The organism is Mesorhizobium sp. BH1-1-5, assembly GCF_020165615.1.
Taxonomy (GTDB): domain Bacteria; phylum Pseudomonadota; class Alphaproteobacteria; order Rhizobiales; family Rhizobiaceae; genus Mesorhizobium.
This window is the reverse complement of sequence record NZ_JAIUIM010000007.1, coordinates 114,553-138,168: the sequence shown is the minus strand read 5'-3', so window position 1 is coordinate 138,168 and position 23,616 is coordinate 114,553. Positions and strand designations below refer to the sequence as shown.

The 23,616-nt window shown below is 63.3% G+C and carries 23 protein-coding genes and 1 tRNA gene; 13 read left to right on the top strand and 11 right to left on the bottom strand.

The features are described from left to right. The first annotated feature begins 78 nt into the window (after positions 1-78). The 5 genes from LB572_RS11675 (at position 79) to hflX (ending at position 6,500) form a co-directional block, all read left to right on the top strand. Positions 79-2,370 carry a sensor histidine kinase NtrY-like gene (locus LB572_RS11675; RefSeq protein ID WP_224667824.1) on the top strand — a complete coding sequence of 764 codons (2,292 nt, stop codon included), beginning with the start codon at positions 79-81 and terminating at the stop codon, positions 2,368-2,370. After that, complete coding sequence (locus LB572_RS11670) at positions 2,360-3,721, top strand: sigma-54-dependent transcriptional regulator (RefSeq protein WP_140809752.1); 1,362 nt, start codon at positions 2,360-2,362, stop codon at positions 3,719-3,721. Before LB572_RS11675 ends, LB572_RS11670 begins: the two co-directional genes overlap by 11 nt. Before the next feature lie 137 nt (positions 3,722-3,858). Further along, on the top strand, positions 3,859-4,722 hold the full coding sequence (locus tag LB572_RS11665; protein WP_224667823.1) for a D-amino-acid transaminase: 864 nt from the start codon (positions 3,859-3,861) through the stop codon (positions 4,720-4,722). A gap of 143 nt (positions 4,723-4,865) precedes the next feature. Beyond that, positions 4,866-5,111 carry an RNA chaperone Hfq gene (gene hfq / locus LB572_RS11660; protein ID WP_006202172.1) on the top strand — a complete coding sequence of 82 codons (246 nt, stop codon included), beginning with the start codon at positions 4,866-4,868 and terminating at the stop codon, positions 5,109-5,111. Further along, complete coding sequence (hflX, locus tag LB572_RS11655) at positions 5,112-6,500, top strand: GTPase HflX (RefSeq protein ID WP_224667822.1); 1,389 nt, start codon at positions 5,112-5,114, stop codon at positions 6,498-6,500. Positions 6,501-6,508: 8 nt separating this feature from the next. On the opposite strand, the gene mazG is transcribed toward hflX, so the two are convergent. Then, complete coding sequence (mazG, locus tag LB572_RS11650) at positions 6,509-7,333, bottom strand: nucleoside triphosphate pyrophosphohydrolase (RefSeq protein WP_224667821.1); 825 nt, start codon at positions 7,331-7,333, stop codon at positions 6,509-6,511. An 83-nt stretch (positions 7,334-7,416) separates the two neighbouring features. Then, positions 7,417-8,601: an aromatic amino acid transaminase gene (locus LB572_RS11645; protein ID WP_224667820.1), complete on the bottom strand. Its 1,185-nt coding sequence runs from the start codon at positions 8,599-8,601 to the stop codon at positions 7,417-7,419. 133 nt (positions 8,602-8,734) lie between these two features. On the opposite strand from LB572_RS11645, the gene LB572_RS11640 reads away from it, so the two are divergent. The 5 genes from LB572_RS11640 to LB572_RS11620 all read left to right on the top strand — a co-directional run bounded on the left by LB572_RS11640 (position 8,735) and on the right by LB572_RS11620 (position 12,271). After that, complete coding sequence (locus LB572_RS11640) at positions 8,735-9,268, top strand: sigma-70 family RNA polymerase sigma factor (RefSeq protein ID WP_412033556.1); 534 nt, start codon at positions 8,735-8,737, stop codon at positions 9,266-9,268. Beyond that, positions 9,265-10,038, top strand: a complete 774-nt coding sequence (locus tag LB572_RS11635) for an anti-sigma factor family protein (protein ID WP_140809764.1) — start codon at positions 9,265-9,267, stop codon at positions 10,036-10,038. Before LB572_RS11640 ends, LB572_RS11635 begins: the two co-directional genes overlap by 4 nt. Before the next feature lie 49 nt (positions 10,039-10,087). Further along, complete coding sequence (locus tag LB572_RS11630) at positions 10,088-10,804, top strand: Bax inhibitor-1/YccA family protein (protein WP_140809767.1); 717 nt, start codon at positions 10,088-10,090, stop codon at positions 10,802-10,804. A 177-nt stretch (positions 10,805-10,981) separates the two neighbouring features. Next, on the top strand, positions 10,982-11,857 hold the full coding sequence (locus LB572_RS11625) for an aldose 1-epimerase family protein (protein WP_224667818.1): 876 nt from the start codon (positions 10,982-10,984) through the stop codon (positions 11,855-11,857). A gap of 3 nt (positions 11,858-11,860) precedes the next feature. After that, positions 11,861-12,271, top strand: coding sequence for a hypothetical protein (locus LB572_RS11620; RefSeq protein ID WP_224667817.1), 411 nt, complete (start codon positions 11,861-11,863; stop codon positions 12,269-12,271). 54 nt (positions 12,272-12,325) lie between these two features. On the opposite strand, the gene LB572_RS11615 is transcribed toward LB572_RS11620, so the two are convergent. Further along, positions 12,326-13,087, bottom strand: a complete 762-nt coding sequence (locus LB572_RS11615) for an outer membrane protein (protein ID WP_224667816.1) — start codon at positions 13,085-13,087, stop codon at positions 12,326-12,328. A 366-nt stretch (positions 13,088-13,453) separates the two neighbouring features. After that, complete coding sequence (locus LB572_RS11610; protein ID WP_224667815.1) at positions 13,454-14,368, bottom strand: agmatinase; 915 nt, start codon at positions 14,366-14,368, stop codon at positions 13,454-13,456. A 115-nt stretch (positions 14,369-14,483) separates the two neighbouring features. Here LB572_RS11610 and LB572_RS11605 point away from each other — a divergent pair, with 115 nt between their 5' ends. After that, entirely contained in the window at positions 14,484-14,657 is a 174-nt protein-coding gene (locus LB572_RS11605) for a hypothetical protein (RefSeq protein WP_224667814.1), read from the top strand. Positions 14,658-15,097: 440 nt separating this feature from the next. After that, positions 15,098-15,268 (top strand): hypothetical protein, encoded by a 171-nt coding sequence (locus tag LB572_RS11600; RefSeq protein ID WP_224667813.1) that lies wholly within the window; start codon positions 15,098-15,100, stop codon positions 15,266-15,268. Here the strand turns inward: LB572_RS11600 and LB572_RS11595 are convergent. The 7 genes from LB572_RS11595 to LB572_RS11565 form a co-directional block, all read right to left on the bottom strand. Further along, the gene (locus LB572_RS11595; protein WP_224667812.1) at positions 15,250-16,071 is read right to left on the bottom strand and encodes an MBL fold metallo-hydrolase; all 822 of its coding nucleotides are present in this window, start codon (positions 16,069-16,071) and stop codon (positions 15,250-15,252) included. The genes LB572_RS11600 and LB572_RS11595 overlap by 19 nt on opposite strands. 3 nt (positions 16,072-16,074) lie before the next feature. Next, positions 16,075-16,869, bottom strand: coding sequence for a TatD family hydrolase (locus LB572_RS11590; protein ID WP_140808159.1), 795 nt, complete (start codon positions 16,867-16,869; stop codon positions 16,075-16,077). Further along, complete coding sequence (metG, locus tag LB572_RS11585; RefSeq protein ID WP_224667811.1) at positions 16,869-18,413, bottom strand: methionine--tRNA ligase; 1,545 nt, start codon at positions 18,411-18,413, stop codon at positions 16,869-16,871. Before metG ends, LB572_RS11590 begins: the two co-directional genes overlap by 1 nt. A 127-nt stretch (positions 18,414-18,540) precedes the next feature. Continuing rightward, positions 18,541-19,596, bottom strand: coding sequence for a DNA polymerase III subunit delta' (locus tag LB572_RS11580; protein WP_224667810.1), 1,056 nt, complete (start codon positions 19,594-19,596; stop codon positions 18,541-18,543). Continuing rightward, positions 19,593-20,267, bottom strand: coding sequence for a dTMP kinase (tmk, locus tag LB572_RS11575; RefSeq protein ID WP_224667809.1), 675 nt, complete (start codon positions 20,265-20,267; stop codon positions 19,593-19,595). The genes LB572_RS11580 and tmk overlap by 4 nt, the downstream gene beginning before the upstream one ends. 72 nt (positions 20,268-20,339) lie before the next feature. Continuing rightward, positions 20,340-21,518: a D-alanyl-D-alanine carboxypeptidase family protein gene (locus LB572_RS11570; RefSeq protein WP_224667808.1), complete on the bottom strand. Its 1,179-nt coding sequence runs from the start codon at positions 21,516-21,518 to the stop codon at positions 20,340-20,342. Between the two features lie 127 nt (positions 21,519-21,645). Further along, the gene (locus LB572_RS11565; protein WP_224667807.1) at positions 21,646-22,908 is read right to left on the bottom strand and encodes a septal ring lytic transglycosylase RlpA family protein; all 1,263 of its coding nucleotides are present in this window, start codon (positions 22,906-22,908) and stop codon (positions 21,646-21,648) included. Between the two features lie 568 nt (positions 22,909-23,476). Between LB572_RS11565 and LB572_RS11560 the strand changes: the two genes are divergently transcribed. Continuing rightward, positions 23,477-23,566: transfer RNA gene (locus LB572_RS11560), tRNA-Ser, on the top strand. The last annotated feature ends 50 nt before the right edge of the window (positions 23,567-23,616 follow it).

Here is a 23,616-nt window from a genome sequence, read left to right as displayed (position 1 = left end):
CTTCCCGGCCACACTTGTTGCATAATCGCCACAATGCGTTGCATACATCCGACGCGATGACCGACTCTGTACCGCGACATGGCAGCTGAGGCTCCGACCCTGAACCAACCGCTTTTCAACCAGACCGGCGCGCCTGACGGGCGGCGGTTGCTGGCGTTGCCGGGCGTGGTCGCTATTGCTGGCGCGATGATCACGGCGGCGATCTCGTTTGCGATCCTGGTCGGCGCGACGCCGATCGCGCCGACCGCCGACGCGACCTGGGCCTTGATCGCGGCCAACGCCGTCTTTGTCCTGTTCCTGATCGCTTTGATCGCCCGCGAGGTGCGCCGCATCGTTCTGGCGCGGCGCCACGGCAGGGCTGCCTCGCGGCTGCATGTGCGCATCGTCGCCATGTTCGCGCTGGTTGCCGCCATCCCGGCCATCATGGTGGCGATCATCGCATCGATCACGCTCGACATCGGCCTCGACCGCTGGTTCGAAATCCGCACCAAGACGATCGTCAACTCGTCGCTGTCGATTGCCGACGCCTATGTGCAGGAAAATGCGCGCAACCTCCAGGGCACGACGTTGTCGATGGCATACGACCTTGATGCCTCGCGCACGCTCTACGGCCTCGACAAGGGCGGTTTCCTTGATCTGCTGAACAAGGAAGCCGTGGGCCGCGGACTGGCGCATGCGGCCCTGATCAAGCCTGACGGCTCGTTCGTCATGAACGCCAAGACCGATGCCGATTTTCCCATGCCCGAGCCGCCTTCGGGCGCCGTCGACACCGCGGCCGACGGCAAGCCGGTGCTGATAGAGCCGCGCACCCGCAACATCATGGGCGCCATCATCAAGCTGCGCGAGATCGAAGGGCTTTACCTCTATACGATCCGGCTGGTCGACCCCGACGTGATCAAGGCGCGTCAGATCGTCAGGTCCAACACCGACGAATACCGCAATCTGGAAGACAACCGCCGGACCTCGCAGGTCGCATTTGCGCTGCCTTATCTGTCGCTCACGCTGATCATTACGCTGTCGGCGATCTGGACCGGCATCGCGGTTGCCGACCGGATCGTGCGGCCGATCCGCCAGCTGATCGGCGCCGCGGACGAGGTAGCCACCGGCAATCTCGACGTCGCCGTTCCCGTTCGCCAGTCCGACGGCGACGTCGCCTCGCTCGGCGATACTTTCAACAACATGATCCTCGAGCTCAAATCGCAACGCAACGAGCTCCTCTCGGCCAAGGATCTGATCGACGAGCGCCGGCGTTTCTCCGAGGCGGTGCTGGCCGGCGTCACCGCCGGCGTCATCGGCGTCGACCCCTACGGCACCATCACCATCGTCAATCGCTCGGCCGAAACCATGCTGGCGATTTCGGCGAATGCGACGCTCGGCCAGAACCTTTCGGCGGTGCTGCCGCTCGTCGGCCGCGTCTTCGAGATCGGGCGGCAGTCCGGCAAACCCGTCTACCGCGAGCAGGTGACCTTCTTCCGCACCGGGCTGGAGCGCACCTTCAATGTCCAGGTCACGGTCGAGTCCGGCGACGACGGCGAGGAAGAGAAATCCTACGTGGTCACCGTCGACGACATCACCGATCTCGTCCAGGCGCAGCGCTCGTCGGCCTGGGCGGATGTGGCGCGGCGTATCGCGCATGAGATCAAGAACCCGCTGACGCCGATCCAGCTCTCGGCCGAGCGCATCAGGCGCCGCTACGGCAAGGTCATCACCGAGGACCGCGAGGTTTTCGACCAGTGCACCGATACCATCATCCGCCAGGTCGAGGACATCGGCCGCATGGTCGACGAATTCTCGGCCTTCGCCCGCATGCCTAAGCCGGAGATGAAAGCGATAGACCTTCGCGAGTCGCTGCGCGAGGCGTCTTTCCTGGTCGAGGTCAGCCGCTCCGACATCGCCTTCGAGCGCGACTTCGGCAGCGAGCCGTTGAAAGGCACTTTCGACAGCCGCCTGATGGCGCAGGCTTTCGGCAACGTCATCAAGAACGCAGCCGAGGCGATCGACGGACTTGATACGCAAGACCGCGCTGACGGCAAAATCCGGATTCAAGCCAGACGCCAAGATGGCGCCATACGAATCGACGTTATCGACAACGGCAAGGGGCTGCCGCGCGAGAATCGCCAAAGGCTTCTCGAGCCCTATATGACGACACGCGAGAAGGGCACCGGGCTTGGTCTCGCTATCGTCAAGAAGATCGTGGAGGACCATGGCGGCCGTCTCGAATTGCACGACGCGCCGCCAGATTTCCACGGTGGCCGGGGCGCGATGATCTCGATCATCCTGCCGCCGGCAACGGTTGTAGCCGCGCCGCCACGCGGTGAAGGTCGAAACGAACACGAACGAGAAACTGAAAAGGTCGATAATGGCGTCTGATATTCTCATCGTCGATGACGAGGAAGACATCCGCGAACTTGTCGCCGGTATTCTGAGCGACGAAGGTCACGAAACCCGCACGGCACACGATGCCGACAGCGCGCTTGCGGCCATTGCCGATCGCGCGCCACGGCTGATTTTCCTCGACATCTGGCTGCAGGGCTCGCGCCTCGACGGCCTGGCACTGCTCGACGAGATCAAGACCATGCATCCGAGCATGCCGGTGGTGATGATTTCCGGCCACGGCAACATCGAGACGGCGGTGTCAGCCATCCGGCGCGGCGCCTACGACTTCATCGAGAAGCCGTTCAAGGCCGATCGCCTCATCCTGATCGCCGAGCGCGCGCTGGAAACGTCCAAGTTGCGACGCGAGGTTTCCGACCTCAAGCAGCGCAGCGGTGAGACCTTCGACCTGATCGGCATGTCCTCGGCGATGAGCCAGTTGCGGCAGACCATCGAGCGCGTCGCGCCCACCAACAGCCGTGTCATGATCGTCGGCCCTTCCGGCTCAGGCAAGGAACTGACGGCGCGCGCCGTCCATGCGCTTTCTTCGCGCAAGACCGGCCCGTTCGTCACGCTGAGCGCGGCCACCATCACACCCGAGCGCATGGAGATCGAGCTGTTCGGCACCGAATCGAACGGCACCGAGCGCAAGGTCGGCGCGCTGGAGGAGGCGCATCGCGGCATTCTCTACATCGACGAAGTCGCCGACATGCCGCGCGAGACGCAAAACAAGATCCTGCGCGTGCTGGTCGAGCAGCAGTTCGAGCGGGTAGGTGGCACCAAGCGCGTCAAGGTCGATGTCCGCATCATCTCCTCGACCTCGCAGAATCTCGAAGCCATGATCGCCGACGGCCGCTTCCGTGAGGACCTTTACCACCGCCTGGCGGTGGTTCCAGTCATGGTGCCCGGGCTCGCCGAGCGGCGCGAGGACATCCCTTACCTCGTCGACAATTTCATGAAGCAGATCGCGCGCCAGGCAGGCATTAAGCCGCGCCGGATCGGCGACGATGCGCTGGCCGTGCTGCAGGCGCATAACTGGCCGGGCAATGTTCGCCAGCTGCGCAACAATGTCGAGCGGCTGATGATCCTGGCGCGAGGAGAAGATCCGGATTCGCCGATCACGGCCGACCTTCTGCCCTCCGAGATCGGCGACGTCATGCCACGCACGCCCAACCAGTCGGACCAGCACATCATGGCGCTGCCGCTGCGCGAGGCACGCGAGCAATTCGAGAAGGATTATCTGATCGCCCAGATCAACCGCTTCGGCGGCAACATCTCGAAGACGGCTGAGTTCATCGGCATGGAACGATCCGCCTTGCATCGCAAGCTGAAGTCGCTCGGCGTCTAAGCAATTCCGGGAAAAGTGTGCAGCGGTTTTCCGTCCGGAATTGCGTAAACTCTCTGAACCGGCTTGGCCTACGCGATTGTTCATTACGGCAGGGGCGGAATCGCCTATGAAAGCCGGACATTTCCCTGAGGATGCCCATGCCGCGCATTGCCTATGTCAACGGGCGCTATGTCGTTCATGCCCAAGCCAGCGTCCATATCGAGGACCGTGGCTACCAGTTCGCCGACGGCGTCTATGAGGTCTGCGAGGTGGCGCGCGGCCATATCGTCGACATGCCGCGCCATCTTGCCCGGCTCAAGCGCTCGCTGAAGGAACTGGCGATCGCCTGGCCGGTGTCGGAAGGCGTTTTGCCGATGCTTTTGCGCGAGGTGGTCAATCGCAACGGCGTGGTCGACGGCCTTGTTTATCTGCAGGTCACACGTGGCGTCGCCAGCCGCGAGTTCGTGTTTCCGCCGGCAGGCATAAGGCCATCACTGGTCATAACCGCCAGGAAGGCCGATCCGGCCGCGGGTGCGAAGCGGGTGGAGACCGGCATCAAGGTCATCACGGTGCCTGAGAATCGTTGGGACCGTGTCGACATCAAGAGCACGGGCCTCTTGCCCAACGTGCTCGCCAAGCAGAAGGCCAAGGAAGCCGGTGCCCAGGAAGCCTGGTTCGTCGACACCGACGGCAACGTCAAGGAAGGCGGCTCCTCGAACGCCTGGATCGTCACCCGGGACGGCGTCCTGGTGACCCGGCCGGCCGAGCATGGCATCCTGCGCGGCATCACCCGCACGACGCTGTTCGATGTCGCCGCAAAGCTTGGCCTCAAGATCGAGGAACGCGGTTTTTCGGTCACTGAGGCCAAGGCGGCCAGGGAAGCGTTCATCAGCTCGGCGACGACAATCGCCATGCCGGTGGTCGAAATCGACGGGGCGCCAATCGCAAATGGTCATCCCGGATCTATGACACTTTCGTTGCGGCAGGCCTTTTTTGACGTTGCGGAAAAAAGTCCAGCCTGATAACCGCACAACTGGAATTAACCTCAACTATCTCATTCTGCTTGCCATTGTGTCGGCAAGAGGGGGTTTGCGCGCTTGACAGGTGCCGCGTAATTTGGCGCATTGGCCCGCAAACCGAAGGGGATCGGCGAAAGACAAGAAAAATGGCGGAACGATCGCAAAACCTTCAGGACCTGTTCCTGAATTCAGTTCGCAAGAGCAAAAATCCACTTACCATCTTCCTCATCAATGGCGTGAAGCTGACCGGCGTGGTCACTTCGTTCGACAATTTTTGTGTGTTGTTGCGGCGTGACGGGCACTCCCAGCTCGTCTACAAACACGCCATTTCCACGATCATGCCGAGCCAGCCGGTTCAGATGTTCGATGGCGAGGAAAGCCAGGGCGCCTGATTGGCACGTGATAAGGGCGCGGACCGTAGCGTTCGCGGAAAACAAGGACATCAACTCGGGCCGGAATCCAAGGATCCGACCCGGGCCGTTGTCATTGTGCCGGTGCTTACCCGCCAGCCACGCGGCGACGATGAGTCGAGCCGTCCGCGTTTGAGCCGCTCGGCGGATGCCCGCCATGACGAAGCGGTCGGGCTTGCCAGCGCCATCGATCTCAATCCGGTTCACACCGCGGTGGTGACGGTCGCTGATCCGCGGCCGGCGACGCTGCTCGGCAGCGGCAAGGTGGCCGAATTCGCGGATATCGTGAAGGAACGCAAGGCGGAGCTGGTCATTGTCGACCATCCGCTGACCCCGGTGCAGCAGCGCAATCTCGAAAAGGAACTGAACGCCAAGGTGCTCGATCGCACCGGGCTCATTCTCGAGATCTTCGGCGAGCGGGCGCGCACCAAGGAAGGCACGCTGCAGGTTGAGCTCGCCCATCTCAACTACCAGAAGGGCCGCCTGGTGCGCAGCTGGACCCACCTCGAGCGGCAGCGCGGCGGCGCCGGCTTCCTCGGCGGTCCGGGCGAAACCCAGATCGAATCCGACCGCCGCATCCTGCAGGACAAGATCACCAAGCTGAAGCACGAGCTGGAAACGGTGCGGCGCACGCGCGACCTGCATCGCGCAAAACGGAAGAAGGTGCCATTCCCGGTGGTAGCGATCGTCGGCTACACCAATGCCGGCAAGTCGACGCTGTTCAACCGGCTGACCGGGGCAGGGGTGCTGGCCGAGGACATGCTGTTCGCGACGCTCGATCCGACGCTGCGGCGCGTGCGTCTGCCGCACGGCACGCCGGTGATCCTGTCGGACACGGTGGGCTTCATCTCCGACCTGCCGACGCATCTGGTCGCCGCCTTCCGGGCGACGCTGGAAGAGGTCGTCGAAGCCGATCTGGTGCTGCATCTGCGCGATATCTCCGACCCCGACACGGCGGCCCAGGCGGAAGATGTCGAGCGCATCCTTGGCGATCTCGGCGTCGATGCCGCCGACACCAACCGCGTGATCGAGGTCTGGAACAAGATAGACCTGCTCGATGAAGGCAACCGGGAGCGGCTGCTCGCCGAGGGGGCAAGCGGCAAGTCTCCACCGATCGCCATTTCGGCGGTGACCGGCGAAGGACTGGACACGCTGAAGGCGCTCATCGAGACGCGCGTGTCAGGCGAGCTGGAAACGATGACGGTGACCTTGAGCCCGGCCCAACTCGGCCAGGTCGACTGGCTCTACCGCAACGGCGACGTCGTTTCGCGCACCGACAATGAGGACGGCAGCGTCACCCTTTCGCTGACGGCCACGCATAGCGCCAGGCAGGAAATCGAGAACCGCCTGCATCGCAAGAGCGGCAGCTAAATTACTGTTTACTTTACGCCTTTAGCCTTCTGCCAGAGCGCTTCCATCTCGTCGAGCGTGGCCTTCTCCAGCGACCCGCCCGAAGCCGCCAAGGCCTGCTCGACATAGTGGAAGCGCGAGCGGAACTTGTCGTTGGTGCCGCTGAGCGCCGCTTCCGAATCGAGCTTGAGGTGGCGGCCGAGATTGACGACGGCAAACAGCATGTCGCCAAACTCGTCCTTGATCGGCGCGGCGTCGCCAGTGGCGAGCGCTTCGCGCAGTTCGCCGATCTCTTCCTCTATCTTGTCCAGGATGGGGGCTGCCTCGCTCCAGTCGAAGCCGACGCGCGCTGCTTTCTCCTGCAGCTTCAGGGCGCGTGTCAGGGCAGGGAGGGCGACCGGCACGCTGTCGAGGAAACCTTTGCCGTGATCTTCCGGATCGAGGCCGCGCGCGATGCGGGCATTACGCTTTTCGGCCTTCTCCTCAGCCTTGATCTTCTCCCACATGCCCTTGGCCATGCCGGCGCTGCGCGCCTTCTCGTCGCCGAAGACATGTGGGTGGCGGCGGATCATCTTGGTGGTGATGGCCTCGACGACATCGCCGAAAGCGAACTCGTCGATCTCCTCGGCCATCTGCGCATGGTAGACGACCTGCAGCAGCAGATCGCCCAGTTCCTCGCGCAGGTCGTCGAGATCGCCGCGCGCGATGGCGTCGGCCACCTCATAGGCCTCCTCGATCGTGTAGCGGGCGATGGTCGCGAAATTCTGCTCGATATCCCAGGGGCAGCCGGTCTTCGGCGCCCTGAGCGCCGCCATGATCTCGATCAGCCGGGAAATGTCTTTCGAGGGCTTCATGCAAGAGACCCTAGCGCGCGCCGCGGCGGGCGACCAATCCCACCGATCGGCAAAAGCCTATTGTCCACAGCTGCGCGAGACTCTCAGTCGAGCACCGAGACGATCGCCTTGGCGAGATCGTCCATGCCGTCCTCCGGCAGGCCGGCCACGTTGATGCGGCTGTCGCCGACCATATAGACGGCGTGCTCGGTGCGCAGGCGTTCGACTTGCGCCTCGGTCAGTCCAAGGCGCGAAAACATGCCGCGATGGCTGGCGACGAAATCGAAGCGGTCGGAGTTGGACTGCCGGCGCAACGCCTCGGCGAAGGCGACGCGCAGGCGAAGCATGCGCAGCCGCATCTCTTCGAGCTCCGTCGCCCAGTCCTTCTTCAGGCTGGCATCTTCAAGCACCATGCGCACCGCCGCCGCGCCATGATCCGGCGGCATCGAATAAAGCGCGCGCGCGGCAGCCAGCATCTGGCTCATCGCCACATCGGCCTGGGCGCCGTCCTTGGCCATGATCATCGCCGCGCCCACGCGGTCGCGATAGACGGCGAAATTCTTCGAGCAGCTCGAGGCGACGACCATCTCCGGGACTTTGCCGGCCAGCAGCCGCAGGCCGGCGGCATCGGCGTCGAGACCGTCGCCAAAACCCTGATAGGCGATGTCGACGAGGGGCAACAGGCCGCGCTCCATAAGCACGTCGGCGACCTTGGCCCACTGCTCGGCATCGAGATTGGCGCCGGTCGGGTTGTGGCAGCAGCCATGCAGCAGCACGACATCGCCGCTGTTGGCGCCCCTCAGCGCCGCCATCATCTCGTCGAAGCGGACGGCCCCCGACGCCGCATCGAAATAGGGGTAGTCGCGGACGTGCAAACCGGCGGCGCGCATCACCGGCAGGTGGTTCGGCCAGGTCGGATCGGACATCCATACAGTCGCGCCGGCACGCGTGCGCTGCAGAAGCTCGGCCACCAGCCTGAGCGCGCCGGATCCGCCTGGCGCCTGTGCGGCGCGGATGCGCGAATGGTCGGCCTTCTCGCCAAAGGCGAGATTGATCATGGCGGCGTTGAAGCCGGTGTCGCCGGCAAGGCCGAGATAGGTCTTGGTGTCCTGGCTCGCCAGCAGCCGCTTCTCGGCCTCGCGCACTGCGCGCATCACCGGCGTCCTGCCGTCGATGTCCTTGTAGACGCCGACACCGAGATCGACTTTGCCGGGCCGTGGATCGTTGCGATAGAGGCCGATCAGGGCAAGGATCTTGTCGGCGGGCGCGGGCTGCAGGGTCTCGAACATCGAGAAGGACTCCAATGGCGGCGGAGTGATACGCAAATCGATCCCGCCGCGCCAGCGGTTTCCTCCGCGCCGGCGACACGAAAAGAAATGCCGGGCAGGGGATTAAAATCCCTACATGCTCCGTAAACAGGGCATGAAACGGTCGATGGCACGCTTCGATATTGTCGGGCAGTTGGGGTCGCTGCGACGCTACGCGCGCTCGCTGACGCGCGACAGCACTGAGGCCGAGGATCTTGTCCATGACGCGCTGGTGCGCGCTTATGAGCGGCGCGCGACCTTTCGCTCGGGCGGTAATCTGCGCGCCTGGCTGCTGGCGATCACGCACAACATCTTCATCGACCGCATGCGCTCGCGCCGCTCCGAGGCGGCGCGTATCGAACAGGCCGGCCTTGTCGCCGACCAAAGCGTGCCGGCGTCGCAGGACCATTCGGTGCGCCTGTCACAGGTCCGCGAAGCATTCCTTTCGCTCCCCGAGGAACAGCGCTCCGCCCTGCATCTCGTCGCCATCGAAGGGCTTTCCTATCAGCAGGCCGCCGAAGTCATCGGCGTGCCGCTCGGAACGCTGATGTCGCGCATCGGCCGCGCGCGTGCCGCGTTGCGCGAGATGGAAGACGGCGCAACGCCGAAAGCCAGGCCTCACCTCAGGATCGTGGGAGACGATCAATGACCGCCATTGTCGACCCCGTAACCGATGCCGATCTCGACGCCTATGTCGACGATCAGCTGGATGTCGCCCGCCGCATTGAGGTCGAGGCTCACCTCGCCGCGCGCCCGGAAGCGGCGGCGCGCGTGATGTCGGACTTGAGGACGCGCGACGAACTGCGCGTCGCGCTTGCAGGTCCCGTCGGCATGGCGCGTCCGGCCACGACCGAAGCGGCGCGGCGGCTGGAAAGGGCGCTTGCCAGGGGACGTATCCTTGCCATGTTGCAGCGGGCAGCGGCCGCGGCCGTGCTGGTCGCCGCGGGTTGGCTGGCCAACGGCATTTTCGGACCGATCGCGGTGACCAAGGTGGTCGCCTCGACGCAGCCGCCGGCCTATGTCGAGGATGCGGTCCGGGCGCACAGGACTACTTTGGTGCGCGAGACGATGCCGTCGCAGCAAGAGGCGCCGGGCTACGATGCCGACGAGATCCGCGCCGCCACCGCAATCGTCATGCCGTCGCTGCCCGACGACTGGAAGATCCGCGACGTCCAGGTCTACCCCTCGCAATTCGGGCCGAGCGTCGAGGTGGCGGTCGAGACCAGGGACCTCGGCCTCGTCTCGCTGTTCGCCATCAGGCCGGGGACGTTCGACGTCGTGAAGCCGACGGTTTCGCCCTCCGATGACATCTCAACCGCATATTTCCAGATCGGCGAGGTCGCCTATGCCGTGGTCGGACGCGGCGACGCCGGCAATCTCGACCGTGCCGCCGAGAAACTCGCCAGAACGCTCTACTGAAACAGACGACCTACGACGCTTTCTGAGACTTCCAACTAAGGAGAACCAAATGAACAGCCCCAATCTGGGATACCGAATGGGCACCGGCGCCCAGGCCGGAGCCGTCTATGACGAAGGCCTGCGCAAGCACATGCTGCGCGTCTACAATTATATGGGCCTCGGTCTCGTCGTCACCGGCCTCGTCGCCTTCTTCGTCGCCTCGACGCCGGCACTTTATGTGCCGATCTTCTCCAGCCCGCTGAAATGGGTGGTGATGCTGGCGCCGCTCGCCTTCGTCATGATCTTCTCGTTCAAGATGCAGACCATGTCGGCCGCAAGCGCGCAGACGATGTTCTGGGCCTTCTGTGGCGTGATGGGCCTGTCGCTGGCCTCGGTGTTCCTAGTCTTCACCTCGACCAGCATCGCGCGCACCTTCTTCATCGCCGCCACGATGTTCGGTGCCACCAGCCTTTACGGCTACACGACCAGGCGTGACCTGACGCAGTTCTCGTCTTTCCTGATCATGGGCCTGATCGGCGTGGTGATCGCCAGCCTGGTCAACCTGTTCCTCGGTTCGACCGCGCTGCAGTTCGCCATCTCGGTGATCGGCATTGCCGTCTTCGTCGGCCTCACCGCCTGGGACACGCAGACGATCAAGGAGCAGTATGCGGAGAATTTCGATGCGGAATCACAGCAGAAGCTCGCTGTCTTCGGCGCCTTCTCGCTCTATCTGAACTTCATCAACATCTTCCAGCTGCTGCTGAATTTCACCGGCGAACGCGAATAGTCCGAACCGTAGCAGGCAACGCTGCTGCCCTCGGCAGGGCCGGAGGGAAACCTCCGGCCCTTTTTTGCTTGTGGCCTGCCGCCAAACCGGAGCAACGATGTGAGGCGCGGCCGCCCTTGAGTTCACGCTCCGGCTTTTGCTAGCCTGTCGTCCAAACCGGCCAGCCGCGAGGACGTAATGGAACAGCTGACGCTTCACGCTGACGGCATCTCGGCGACCATCGTCGGGCAGGGGGCCGAGCTGGTCTCGCTGCGCGATGCCGACGGCACTGAGCTTCTGTGGCAGGCAGGGCCGGCCTGGCGTCGTCATTCCCCGGTCCTGTTCCCGATCGTCGGCCGGTTGAAAGGCGATCGGCTGCGGCATCGCGGCCAAACCTATCCGATGACGCAACATGGCTTCGCCCGCGACCGGCGCTTTGATTGGGCGCAGCAGGGGCCGACTTCCTGCACATTGGTCCTGACGGATGACGCCGAGACGCGGACGCACTACCCCTTCGCCTTTCGTCTGACCATCGGCTACGACCTGAAACCACGGCAGCTTGGCGTGACCTTCGAGATAACCAACACCGGCGACGAACCGCTGCCAGCCTCGATTGGCGCGCATCCGGCGTTCAACTGGCCGTTGCTGCCGGAACTGCCCAAGGAAGCCTATCGGCTCACCTTCGCGGACAATGAGCCGGCGCCGGTCCGTCGCCTGAAGGACGGCCTGCTGCTGCCGGAACCGCAACCAACGCCCATCGAGGGAAAGACGCTGCCGCTCACCGAAAACCTGTTCGTCGACGACGCCGTCATTCTCGATAAGCCGGCCAGCACAAGCGTGCGCTATGCCGCCGGGCGCGGACCGTCGATCGAGATGTCGTGGCAGGGGTTCAACGAGCTGGGGATCTGGTCCAAGCCCGGCGGCGCGCCCTTCCTGTGCATCGAGCCGTGGCACGGCATCGCCAGCCCCGTCGATTTCGACGGCGAGTTTGCCGACAAGCCGGGCGTCATGCTGATCGAGCCGGGCGCCCGGCGCGTGCTGAGCTACCGCATCGGCCTAAGCCGAGACCCGTGAGGCATGGCATATGCCATCAAGGCCGAGATCAAGGACCCGCAGGCCGAGATATTCGTCTTCGCCACCCAGAAAACCATGTATGGCGGCAAGCACGTGGCCGAAGGCGACGTCGTCTTCCTGTTCGCCAGCGAGAACGAAGGCGGGCAGGGGCTTGTCGCGCGAGGTGTCGTGACATCCTCCGAGCCTATCCCGAGACGCGCCGATCTCGACCGGCAGACGCCGCGGGTCAGCGTTTGCGTCCATCGCACCGCCTTGGCGACAAGACCTTTGGGCCGCGACGAGCTCAAGCGCTTCAAGGATTGGAAGGATGGCCGGCCCGAGACCGAGCTCAACTTCAAATTCTACCGCCAGGCGACGAACAAGATCGTCGGCATCTCGGATGCGACGGTGGCGTTTCTCGATGAGTTTTTCTAAAAAGAAAAGCCCGGCGCGAAGGCCGGGCCAGTCCAAACAAGTTTGTCGATCGGCTCAGTTGCCGAATTTGTAGCTCAGCCGCGCCATGACCGCATCGGCCCGGGCCTTGATCTTGAAAGTCTCCGGATTGTTGCCGTGTTCGCCGTTGTCATCATAGACATTCGGTCCCGTGCCGGTCTTGGATCCGAGATCGATATGCGTGTAGTCGATCCCGAGGATCAACTTGTCGGTAAGGGCGTAGTCGATACCCGCGCCTACAGCATAGCCGTTCTGCCATCCGCTTTGGTCATAGCTCACGCCCCGGTCCGCATAACAGCAATCGTGGGCGTTGAAGCTGACTTCTCCGCCAGCATAACCGCCTTTGGCATAGACCATGAAGCGATCGAAAACATAGCCAACCCGACCAACCACCGTTGCGTAGTGCTTCAGCTTAGCGGTCTCGGTGTCGCTGTCGGGGAAGTAGGGGCTTGTGATGGTCTTGTCGATGCCGGTGGCGGTCCAGGTCGCCTCGCCGCCGAAGACGATCTGGTTCCACTGGGACTGGTAGCCTATGTGCGCGCCACCCGCGATATTTGTATCACTGAAACCGAAGTCCGAGCCTGGCCCTCCCGGAGTGATGATATCGGTGAAAAATCCACCATCCGGCTGCTGTGTATCCGTAGCCTTGATGTGGCTATTGGCGACGCCGATATGCGCGCCGGCATAGAAGCCGCTCCAGTCATAGGCCGATCCGGCAACCGGGGCCGTCATGTCCGCGGCCGAGGCTGCGGTCGCGCTGAGTCCTGCCAGCGCGGCAATTGCGATAAGTCTCTTCACTGATTCCTCCGATCCACCCAAATCCCATCGGTGATGTGACCATAGTCGAATATTCGAAAATAAAGTGTGACGATTTAGTCGCACTTCTATGAAAATCAACGGATTAGATAGTAGTAAGTAAAAGAAGGGCGCGACCGGATAATCCAATGCTTGCAGCATCGGTAAAAGGTGATCAGTGTCCTTTGATGCAACAATACGCCAAAGCAACATGAAGAAATAGCGCGACCGGAACGTTGGAAATCCGATAGTCGCAGGGCAGAAGTCTTCTCAATTTTCTGCGAAACAGGTTCCGGCTTTCTGCAACCAGAAGGCGGTCGAGGAGCCAAATTCGTTCTGGGCTTGGGTAAGGGCAGTCCAAGGGGCCCATCAGCCGGCTTGCCGAGTGACGGCGCCTATCACGTTGACGAGAAGTCGCGCCGCGGTCAGCGCCGACAGTTTGTCGATGTCGGCAGGTGGATAGAGCTCGACGAGGTCGAACCCTGCTATCCTCGCTCGCTTGCCGAGGCCGGCGATCAGGTCGATCGCCTGGGTGTAGGAGAGGCCGCCGGGCGTACGCGCGGCCACGCCCGGCATGATCGACGGATCGAGGCCATCGCAGTCGAGGGTAACGACGACATGCGCGCCTTCCGGGATGTGCAGCAAAGCGGCTTCGACGCCGTGGGCATGAACCTCGCGCGCGGTGACGAAGCGACTGCCATAGCGCTGCGCCGCTTCGATTTCAGCGGAACGCGCGCTGCCGACGCTGCGCAGGCCGACCTGTACCAGGCCTTCGATATGGCCCATCTCGCTGGCCCGGCGCATAGGGCTCGAATAGCCGTAGCGTTCGCTATGCACCTCGTCCCGCCAGTCGATATGGGCGTCGATCTGCAGGATCCAGATTGGTCCGTGGCCGGCAAAGCCGGCAAGGAACGGAATGACGACGGAATCGTCGCCGCCAAGCAGGATCGGCACGGCCGGCAAGGATAGGACTTCGCGCGTCTTTGCCTCGATCCGGGCCCGGTTGCCAGCATTGTCATGCATGATGGTCAAGACATCGCCGGCATCGACACAGCAGGCCGGCTTGCCGTCGAATAGAGGACCGCCGAGGTCGAAATCCCAGTGCCCCACCAGCGGAGCGTCGTCCTGGCTTGCAGCGCGGATGGCGTCAGCGGCCGAGACGTAACCGCGACTGTCCTGGCCGGCATAGGTGGTGCCATGGCCGGCGGCGAAGATAACGGCTCGCGGCATGCGCCCGTCGGCGAGGCGATCGGGAAAGCCGAGAAAGGCAGGCGAGACGGTCATTTCTGGATGCCTTCATTGTTGCGCCCCAGCGCGATGGCAGCTTGGGGCAGGGTAGTTGCTTCGGCCCGGAGTTTTGCGACAATTCGCTTCTCGCGCAACACTGTGGGCTATAGCGATGAAAAGCGTTCTGGTGCTGATGGTTTGTGGGTCGCTCCTTGCCGGTCTGTCGCCTCTGGCGGCAGGCGAAAAACTACGCGCTTCGGACAAGGCTGCACTTGCCGAATGCCTGAAATGTGTCAGCGACTTCCCGGGCGGTGTTCCCGGCGTGAACGACACGCCGACGACATGAATAAGGGGCCGGCCTCTTGCAGAGATTCAGCCTGCCATGGCAGCTTACAATGGTGAGCCAGCCCATCCCGATATACGTTTTCCGTGCTCGTCAATTCGCCAAGAGCGAGACGGTCGTGACCGCTGCGCCAATTGATCTCGTTGTCCAGGTGTTTGGCGGTGGCGGAATGAAAGGCGAGCATGGGCTTGAAGCCGCCTTTGGAGGCTCGGCTTACTACCGCGACGAAGCGACTGAAGAGGCTTATCTAGCCGTTTGGGGAGCTCGGAACGGTTCGCGCTTCCGAAGGCAATTGCGTGAAAGCGGGGCAACTCTGCAAACCGTCAGTAGCCAACCGCCAGCACGCCTTGTCTGGTATACAAGCCAACCGTCGGGATAAGCCGCAGACGACCACCTTCTTGCCGGCCATACTCTTCGCAAATCTTAGTCGCATAAGATATATTATGGAACTTTCGCGTCGGGTGCGTACCCAGGAATTGCTGCGGCTTTCGCTGCCGGCGACGAGCCCACTGATCGCTCCGGGAGCGCTTCGCGTCTTCGAGATCGAGGACGAACGTTCGACCGACGAACGGCAGCGCCGGCTGAGCAACTGCCGCTATCGTCCTGACTCATAAGGAATTTCGATCGTCATGCCGTCATAGGCCGGCACCACGTGTTCCGGCGTCTCAGCCATTACCACGGCGTAATCCAGCGGCACATGCATATGCGTCAGCACGGCATTACCGGGCGCCAGCTTCTCGATCCACTCCAGCGCCTGGCCGAGCGACAGATGGCTGGGATGCGTGTTGTACTGCAGCGCGTCGATCACCAGCATGTCGAGGCCGCGCAAACGCTTCACGGTGGCATCCGGGAAGCCGCTGATATCGGGGCAATAGGCAAGGCCGCCGACACGGAAGCCGAGCGAGATGATGTCGCCATGGATCTGCGGCAGCGGCTCGAGGGTGAGGGCGCCCCCCTCGCCTTCGATCACCACCGGCCTCGCATGGTCAATAAGATGCGGCTTCACGATCGGCGGATACGAGCTCCCGGCCGGCGTCTCGAAGCAATAGCCGAAGGCCTGGCGCAGCCGTTCCATCGTCGGCTCGTCGGCGTGGACATCGATCCTGTGCCGCTGCTCAAGCACATAGCCGCGCAAATCGTCGATACCGTGGATATGGTCGGCATGCGGATGGGTGTAGACGACGGCGTCGATGCGCTTGACAGAGGCCAGCAGCATCTGCTCGCGGAAATCCGGCCCGGTGTCGATGACGACCGTGGTGCGCGCGCCATTGTCGGCAATCCGCTCGACCAGCGCGGCCGTGCGCATGCGCCGGTTCTTCGGATTCTTAGGATCGCAATTGCCCCAATCGCCGGTGATGCGCGGCGTGCCGGGCGATGAGCCGCAGCCAAGAACGGTAAAGCGCAGCCGGTCGCCCATGCCTCAGCCTGCCGCCATGTCGGGACGCGGCATCTTGGTGAACAACCGAAAGAAGTTCCCGGTGGTGATGTCGGCGATCTCGGCTTCGCTGACGCCGACGGTCTCGGCAAGCACCTTGGCCGTATTGGCCACATAGGCCGGTTCGTTGCGTTTTCCACGGTACGGTATGGGCGCAAGGTAGGGCGCGTCGGTCTCGACCAGCAGCCGGTCGCGCGGGACATCGGCGGCGACGGCGCGCAGCTCGGCGGAATTCTTGAAGGTCAGGATGCCAGAGAAGGAGACATAGCCACCCAAAGCCACGCCGACTTCGGCCAGCCTGCGTCCCGACGAAAAACAGTGCAGGATGAAGGGGAAGGCGCCCTTCCCTGTTTCGTCCTCGAGGATCGACGCCATGTCGTCGTCGGCATCGCGCGAATGGATGACCAGCGGCAGGCCCGTCCGGCGCGAAGCCGCAATATGGGTGCGAAAACCTTGCGCCTGCGCATCGCGCGGCGCCTTGTCGTAGTAGTAATCGAGCCCGGCCTCGCCGATCGCTACCACCTTGGGATGGCCGGAAAGCCGCACCAGCTCGTCGGCGGTGACGTCCAGCTCTTCCGCGGCATTGTGCGGATGAGTGCCGATCGAGCAATAGACTTCGTTGAAAGTTTCAGCGATTTCAAGGATTTGCTGAAAGCGCTTCACCCGCGTCGAGATCGTGACCATGCGGCCGATTCCGGCGGCGAGGGCGCGGGCGACAATAGCCGCCCGCTCCTCGGCGAAGTCCGGAAAGTCGAGATGGCAATGGCTGTCGACCAGCATCAGGCGTTCTGCTCGACATAACGCGGGAACACACCCTCGGGCGTTGGCAGCGCCGTGCCCGGCACCAATGCATGGTCGGCATGGACGTGCTCGAAGGCGCGTTTGTCCGCGGGCACGGCCAACAGGTCGAGCAGCTTGGCGGCCGATCCAGGAATGAAGGGCTGGCAAAGCACCGTCACCCGGCGCACAACCTCGGCTGTCGTCCAAAGCACGGTTTCCATGCGCTCCGGATTGGTCTTCTTCAGCGCCCACGGCTCCTGTGAAGCGAAATAGCGGTCGGCTTCCGCCACCACGCCGAAGATCGCGGCCAGAGCCAGATGGATGCCCTGCTCCGCCATCGCCCGGCGCGAAACCGCCAGCGCTTCGATCGCCTGGTCGAGGATCGCCGTGTCGGCCTCCGCGAGTTCGCCGCGCTTCGGCACCGCCGCGCCGCAGTTCTTGGCGATCATCGACAGCGAACGCTGCGCCAGATTGCCGAGGCCGTTGGCAAGATCCGCGTTGGTGCGGTTGACGATCGCTTCGTGGCTGTAATTGCCGTCCTGCCCGAACGGCACCTCGCGCAGGAAGAAATAGCGCACCTGGTCGACGCCGTAATGCTCGACCATCGTGAACGGGTCGATGACGTTGCCGACCGACTTCGACATCTTCTCACCACGGTTGAACAGGAAGCCATGGCCGAAGACGCGCTTCGGCAGCGGGATTCCCGCCGACATCAGGAAGGCCGGCCAGTAGACGGCATGGAAGCGCACGATATCCTTGCCGATGATGTGAGCGTTTGCCGGCCAGAAGCGCCATTTCTCATCATTTTCATCAGGATAGCCGACACCGGTGATGTAGTTGGTCAAGGCGTCCACCCAGACATACATCACGTGCTTTTCGTCACCCGGCACCGGCACGCCCCAGTCGAAGGTCGTGCGCGAGACGGACAGGTCCTTCAGCCCCGACTTGACGAAGCTCATCACCTCGTTGCGGCGCTCGGCCGGACCGATGAAATCGGGCTGGCTTTCGTAAAGTGCGATCAGCCTGTCCTGGTAGGCCGACAGCCGGAAGAAGTAGCTTTCCTCCTCGACCCATTCCACCGGCGTTCCCTGCGGCCCATAGCGCACATTGTCGGCGCGGACCTCGGTCTCCTCCTCGCCGTAATAGGCTTCGTCGCGCACCGAGTACCAGCCGGCATAGCCGCCCTTGTAGATGTCGCCATTGGCGGCCATCGCCTTCCAGATCGCCTGGGAGGACGCGTAGTGCCGCTCCTCGGTGGTGCGGATGAAATCGTCGTTGGAAGCGTTGAGCGCGGTGGCCATGCGCCTGAACTCGGCCGAGTTGCGGTCGGCCAACTCGCGCGCCGTGATGCCTTCCTTGCGCGCCGTCTGCAGCATCTTGATGCCGTGCTCGTCGGTGCCGGTCAGGAAGAAGACGTCCTTGCCGTCGAGCCGCTGGAAGCGGGCAAGCGCATCGGTGGCGATCAGCTCATAGGCGTGGCCGATATGCGGCTTGCCGTTCGGATAGGAGATCGCGGTCGTGATGTAGAATGTGTCGCGTGACATGAATGAACCGTCATGAATATCTGAATGTGAGTTGTGGCGGTGGATATCGCATCGGAACGTCGATTGCCATCCCGAGGCCAACGCATGCCGCCCGAAACTGGGCCAACGGCATGCATCGAACGGGCCGTCACATTCGCATCGCAGAATTCAGGCGGTCGATCATGGTCAGAGCGTGCTGCTTCTTATCGAGATTGTAGGTCTCAGCCTCAGATATCGTGTTTAGCGCCTCGTGCCAAGCTTCCGACAGGTTTCTGGCCCTGGCGAGATCGCCGACCAGAGCCGCTTCGCTGGCGGCGGACGATAGCAGGTCGAGCGCGCGACGGTTGAAGATGTCGAACTGGATCGCCTGGTCGCGACCCGCCACGGCCTCGGCTAGGCGGTGGGCACCGATAATGTCGGGCTTCGGGGCCGCCACCAGCGTATCGAGCGCGCCGGCGATCTCCAGCCCGCCATATTGGGTGAGCAGTATGGCGTTGCGGGCGCTGCCCCCTGCCCGCTCGGCGAGCGCTGCGCGCGCCGCCGGATCGTCGGGTGGCGGCGGCTCGACATTTTCCAGCACCGCCATCAGCTCGTCGGCGGCCAATGGCGCCAGGCGCACCATCTGGCAGCGCGAGCGGATCGTCGGCAGCAGGCTGCCCGGCGCGTGAACGATCAGGATGAACAGGGTGCGCGCCGGCGGCTCTTCGAGATTCTTGAGCAAGGCATTGGCGGCATTGATGTTCATATCGTCGGCCGGATCGACGATGACGACCCGGTAGCTGCCGTCATGCGAGGTCATCGACAGGAAGCGGCTGACCTTTCGGATCTCGTCGACGGTCAGCACCGTCTTGAAACTCTTGGTCTTGTCGTTGGCCGGACGGGTGAGATGCAGCACCGAAGGATGCGCGCCGGTGGCGATCTGGCGAAACAGCGAGGAGGCCGGATCGGGAACGGCAAGCGTGTCGGGCGCCGTCCTGAAATCCGGATGTCTCAGAAGGTGATGCGCCATGTGGAACGCCAGCGTCGCCTTGCCGATGCCTTGCGGCCCGGCGAAAATCAGCGCATGCGGCAGCTTGCCGGTGCGGTAGGCGCCAGCAAGCATCGCGGCCGCCGTCGCGTGGCCGATCAGCCGCGGTGTTTCCGCCGGCTCGGGCACGCCGTCCAGAGTGTCGTGCTGTTCTGGGGCGATGCGTTCAAAAATCATGCCGGCGCCGTCTCGATCCTTTGCGCCGGAATCCGCGCTTCCAGCGCGGCGAAGACGGCTGCGGTGACGACATTTTCCACCGTATCGGGATCGGCGGAAGCGTCGACGACGATGCAGCGCTCCGGCTCCGCCTTGGCGATGGCCAGGAAAGCCTCGCGCCGTTGCCGATGGATGGCCAAAGTCTCCTTCTCGAAGCGGTCGGCGGCATCCCCTGCCCCGCGCCGCGCCGTGGCCCGCTTCAGGCCCTCGACGGGATCGATGTCGAAGATCAGCGTCATGTCCGGCATCATGCCGTTGATGGCCACTGCCTCCAGCGCCTTCATGAAATCGGCATCGATGCCGCCGGTCACGCCCTGGTAGACGCGCGAGGAATCGATAAAACGGTCGCACAGCACGATCGAGCCGCGCTCGACCGCCGGGCGGATGACCTGCTCGACATGGTCCGACCGCGCGGCGGCGAACAGGATCGCCTCCATCTTCGAGCCGAACGGCTCGGCCGCCCCGGACAGGAGCACGTGCCTTACGGCCTCGGCGCCGGGCGATCCGCCCGGTTCGCGGCTGACCAGGACTTCGTATTTCTTGGCGCGCATGCGCCGCGCCAGCCGCTCGATCTGCGTCGACTTGCCTGCTCCTTCGCCGCCCTCGAAGGTGATGAAAAATCCGCTCGCCAATCGAGACTGCCTTTGCCCGTGCTGGCCGCTGTCATAGCTCCCGTCCGACAAAAGGTCCACGAACTTGCCCGATCACAAATGTTTCTGACGCAGCCAGCCGACAGCGAGTTCCTTGGCCGCGTCGAGCGCACGCTGCGGCAGCGTGCCCACTTTCACCGACTCGGCGGCATACAGCGGCGTCTGCTGGCTGAGCGTGTCGCCTATCCAAACGCGCAGTTCCCCGACCGGTTGCCCCTCCTCGACCGGCGCCGACACCGGACCCTGGTAGACGATCCTGGCGGTCAGCTTGTCGCGGTTGGCGATCGGCAGAAAGATGTTCACCGGGCCTTTCGCTTTCAAGGCCAGGCCGGACTTGGCGCCCCCGAAAACCTGCGCTTCGCCGACGACCTCGTCCTTGGCGAAAATCTCGGTTTTCTGGAATGACCGAGAGCCCCAGTCGAGCAGCTTGCGTGCCTCCTCGGAGCGTTCGCGGTCATTCGCCAGTCCGCTCACCGCGGCGATCACGCGTATGCCGTTGTGGCTGACAGTGCCGACCAGCCCGAAGCCCGCCTGCTCGCTGGCGCCGGCCACGAAGCCGTCGGCCTCGATGCCCATGGCGATCAGCGGATTGCGGTTCCTCTGCGCGATCTTGTTCCAGGTGAAGTCCGGCTGACCGTAATAGTGGAAGAACTCCGGATAGTCGCGCCACAGATGCAGCGCCAGCATCGTCAGCTCCCGCACCGTCGTCTGCTGCCCATCCGCCGGCAGTCCAGTCGAATTGACGAAGGTCGATTTCTGGAGGCCGAGCTGACGGGCGCGATCGGTCATCTGCGCGGCGAAATTCGCTTCCGAGCCCGCCATGCCCTCGGCAAGCACGATGCAGCCGTCATTGGCCGCCTGCACGGTGACGCCCTGGATCAAATCCTCGACGCGGACCTCGGATTTGAGCTTGGCGAACATGGTCGAGGTGCCGGACGGCGCGCCGCCGGTGCGCCAGGCGTTTTCGCTGACGACGAACGTGTCGTCGAGCGTGATGCGCTTCGACTTGATGGCGTTGAAGACCATTTCCATCGTCATCAGCTTGGCCATCGAGGCCGGCGGGATCGGCTTGTCGGGGTCCTTGGCGAAGAGCACGGTGCCGGTGTCGGCATCGATCATGAACGCCTGCGTCGCCTTGGTCTCAAAAAGCTGCGCGCTTGCCGGGGCGGCGCAAAGCAGCGCCAGCACCAATCCCAGGACGCTGGCGAAAGGCGGAAAAATGCGCAATTGCATGAAATGTCGACCCAATCTGAGCAATACCGGAGACACCGACGGCTTTCGCCCGGAATTGCGCAAAGACTACCCCGCGGCCAAGCTATCAGGGTTTTTTCGGCCGGATCAACGGGCCGCGCGAATTTGATCAGTTACGCACAACCAGCGCGTCCGGCGCGCCATGCGACCAGGCGGCCTGAAGCAGGTCGTCGACGCTGCCATGGCCGTCCGGATAGACATTGACCGCGTACCAATCATTGCCGTCGAGCTCGGTGCGCTGGATCTCGGTCCGGCCGAATGGCTTGAGCGCCGCGGCCACGCGATTTGCCTCCGCGGCTTCGTCGAAGGAACCGGCGGCGACATAGTCGGACGCGGGCTGTTCCTGGCGGTTCGATTTCCTCCACGACTGCAGGATATCGGCCGGCGACATGCCGCCGGTGTCAAGCGCGGCAAAGACATCGGCGCGCTTCACCCGCTCATCGGCGTAGGACAGCGAAGCCATGGCAAAGGGCGAGTTCGCAGGAAGGCCGACATCCGGCCGTTCCGGCACGATTGGTCCGAAATCGGGCAGTGTGACATCGCTGGCGCCCTGCGTCGAGAAACTTGCCGGTTGCACGGTGAGCTGCTCCGACAGGCCCGGCTGCGCGGCAAAGGCCTGCTCCGAATCGGTCAATTGTCCAGGGAACGGCACGGCGGCCGGCGGCGCTCCCACCGAGAGACTCGGCGACGGGCCGTTCATGGCCACCATCACACCGGTCGGCAGGCCATCCGAAGGATCCGGCCGGTTGTTGCCGGGGTGGTAGGAAGCCACCAGATACTGATCGTCGTCGCCGTCGAGCGGCGCGCGGCCGACATATTCGACTTTGACCTTGGCCGTGCCGACCTTGTCATAGTCGAGCATCTGCGCCGCGCGTTCGGAGACGTCGATGATGCGGCCTTCATGGTAGGGACCGCGGTCGTTGACGCGCACGATCACCGAACTGCCGGTTTCCAGATTGGTGACGCGGGCATAGCTCGGCAGCGGCATTGTCGGATGCGCCGCCGTCAGATGCGTCATGTCGTAGACTTCGCCATTGGCGGTTAGGCGGCCATGGAAGGCGTCGCCGTACCAGGAAGCCAGCCCGACCTTGGCGAAGCCCTTCTTATCTTCCTTCGGATAATACCACTTGCCGCGCACCTGGTAGGGCTTGCCGAGCTGGTCGCGACCGCCGCCGCGCCGCATGAACTGCACGCGCGGGCTGGCCTTCACCCCATATTCGGATTCGGCGAAATATTCCTTGGAGCGGGCCTTCTTGTAGACCATGCCCTTCGGTTCGGGCTGGGAGGCGCAGGCAGCCAAAATGAGGCCCGAAAGGGCGCACAGGGCGAAAGCAGAAGCGCGACGAAGACGCGGGCGCGCCGAAATCTGCATGTTTTCGATTGTCCCCTACCGTGCTGCCATCCGACGGAGCCAAGCATCCGCCGATGTCAGCAACACCTTGATCCCCAATCCCTTTGTGCGCAGGAATTGCTTATCACGATGTTAATCGATTATGGCGGCAACAGGGCGAGATTATGGCAAGGCCCAGGACCGGACAATGATGGGGCGGCCGTCTCGCCGTGACTGTCGTTTCCAAGCCTCACCACGGCCAGGAATTTCACGGCGTCGGGGGCCGTCCCAATCGAATTGCCGGCTTGTTATTGCGGCACCGGCGACCCGGTGGCGGCGACCTGCGAAAGCTTCTCGCGCTTCGTCAAAACAGGCTTCTCATAGGTTTTCTTCATAATCTTCCTCTCTTGAAATATTAGCAGGTTCAAATTGGCAGCGTATCGGCCGCATTGTCAATGCATCAGCCGGCTAGCCACCGCGCCCCAAACAACATTGGGCCATTCCTGCGATTGACAGGTCTTTGCACGGCGCACTAGAGCATAGGGCGCTTGCGTTCCTGCCGGCATGGCTTTGTGGCCGGCAGGACGAAGCGCCTCGTGAAGAGCACGATGGAGGGATGGCCGAGCGGTTTAAGGCACCGGTCTTGAAAACCGGCGTGGGCGCAAGTTCACCGTGGGTTCGAATCCCACTCCCTCCGCCAGATTGCTTACAGCTTCGAGCTTCGCAGGACCGGCGCAATCCCGGTCGAGA

Coding starts and splice junctions, on each gene's coding strand:
- LB572_RS11620 (WP_224667817.1), top strand. CDS start 11,861: ATGGCATATGCCATCAAGGCCGAGATCAAGGACCCGCAGGCCGAGATA.
- LB572_RS11605 (WP_224667814.1), top strand. CDS start 14,484: ATGAAAAGCGTTCTGGTGCTGATGGTTTGTGGGTCGCTCCTTGCCGGT.
- metG (WP_224667811.1), bottom strand. CDS start 18,413: ATGTCACGCGACACATTCTACATCACGACCGCGATCTCCTATCCGAAC.
- hfq (WP_006202172.1), top strand. CDS start 4,866: ATGGCGGAACGATCGCAAAACCTTCAGGACCTGTTCCTGAATTCAGTT.
- LB572_RS11675 (WP_224667824.1), top strand. CDS start 79: ATGGCAGCTGAGGCTCCGACCCTGAACCAACCGCTTTTCAACCAGACC.
- mazG (WP_224667821.1), bottom strand. CDS start 7,333: ATGAAGCCCTCGAAAGACATTTCCCGGCTGATCGAGATCATGGCGGCG.
- LB572_RS11595 (WP_224667812.1), bottom strand. CDS start 16,071: ATGGGCGACCGGCTGCGCTTTACCGTTCTTGGCTGCGGCTCATCGCCC.
- LB572_RS11610 (WP_224667815.1), bottom strand. CDS start 14,368: ATGACCGTCTCGCCTGCCTTTCTCGGCTTTCCCGATCGCCTCGCCGAC.
- LB572_RS11645 (WP_224667820.1), bottom strand. CDS start 8,601: ATGTTCGAGACCCTGCAGCCCGCGCCCGCCGACAAGATCCTTGCCCTG.
- LB572_RS11665 (WP_224667823.1), top strand. CDS start 3,859: ATGCCGCGCATTGCCTATGTCAACGGGCGCTATGTCGTTCATGCCCAA.
- LB572_RS11565 (WP_224667807.1), bottom strand. CDS start 22,908: ATGCAGATTTCGGCGCGCCCGCGTCTTCGTCGCGCTTCTGCTTTCGCC.
- LB572_RS11635 (WP_140809764.1), top strand. CDS start 9,265: ATGACCGCCATTGTCGACCCCGTAACCGATGCCGATCTCGACGCCTAT.
- LB572_RS11640 (WP_412033556.1), top strand. CDS start 8,735: ATGAAACGGTCGATGGCACGCTTCGATATTGTCGGGCAGTTGGGGTCG.
- LB572_RS11670 (WP_140809752.1), top strand. CDS start 2,360: ATGGCGTCTGATATTCTCATCGTCGATGACGAGGAAGACATCCGCGAA.
- LB572_RS11600 (WP_224667813.1), top strand. CDS start 15,098: ATGGAACTTTCGCGTCGGGTGCGTACCCAGGAATTGCTGCGGCTTTCG.
- LB572_RS11625 (WP_224667818.1), top strand. CDS start 10,982: ATGGAACAGCTGACGCTTCACGCTGACGGCATCTCGGCGACCATCGTC.
- LB572_RS11630 (WP_140809767.1), top strand. CDS start 10,088: ATGAACAGCCCCAATCTGGGATACCGAATGGGCACCGGCGCCCAGGCC.
- LB572_RS11570 (WP_224667808.1), bottom strand. CDS start 21,518: ATGCAATTGCGCATTTTTCCGCCTTTCGCCAGCGTCCTGGGATTGGTG.
- LB572_RS11580 (WP_224667810.1), bottom strand. CDS start 19,596: ATGATTTTTGAACGCATCGCCCCAGAACAGCACGACACTCTGGACGGC.
- LB572_RS11590 (WP_140808159.1), bottom strand. CDS start 16,869: ATGCTGGTCGACAGCCATTGCCATCTCGACTTTCCGGACTTCGCCGAG.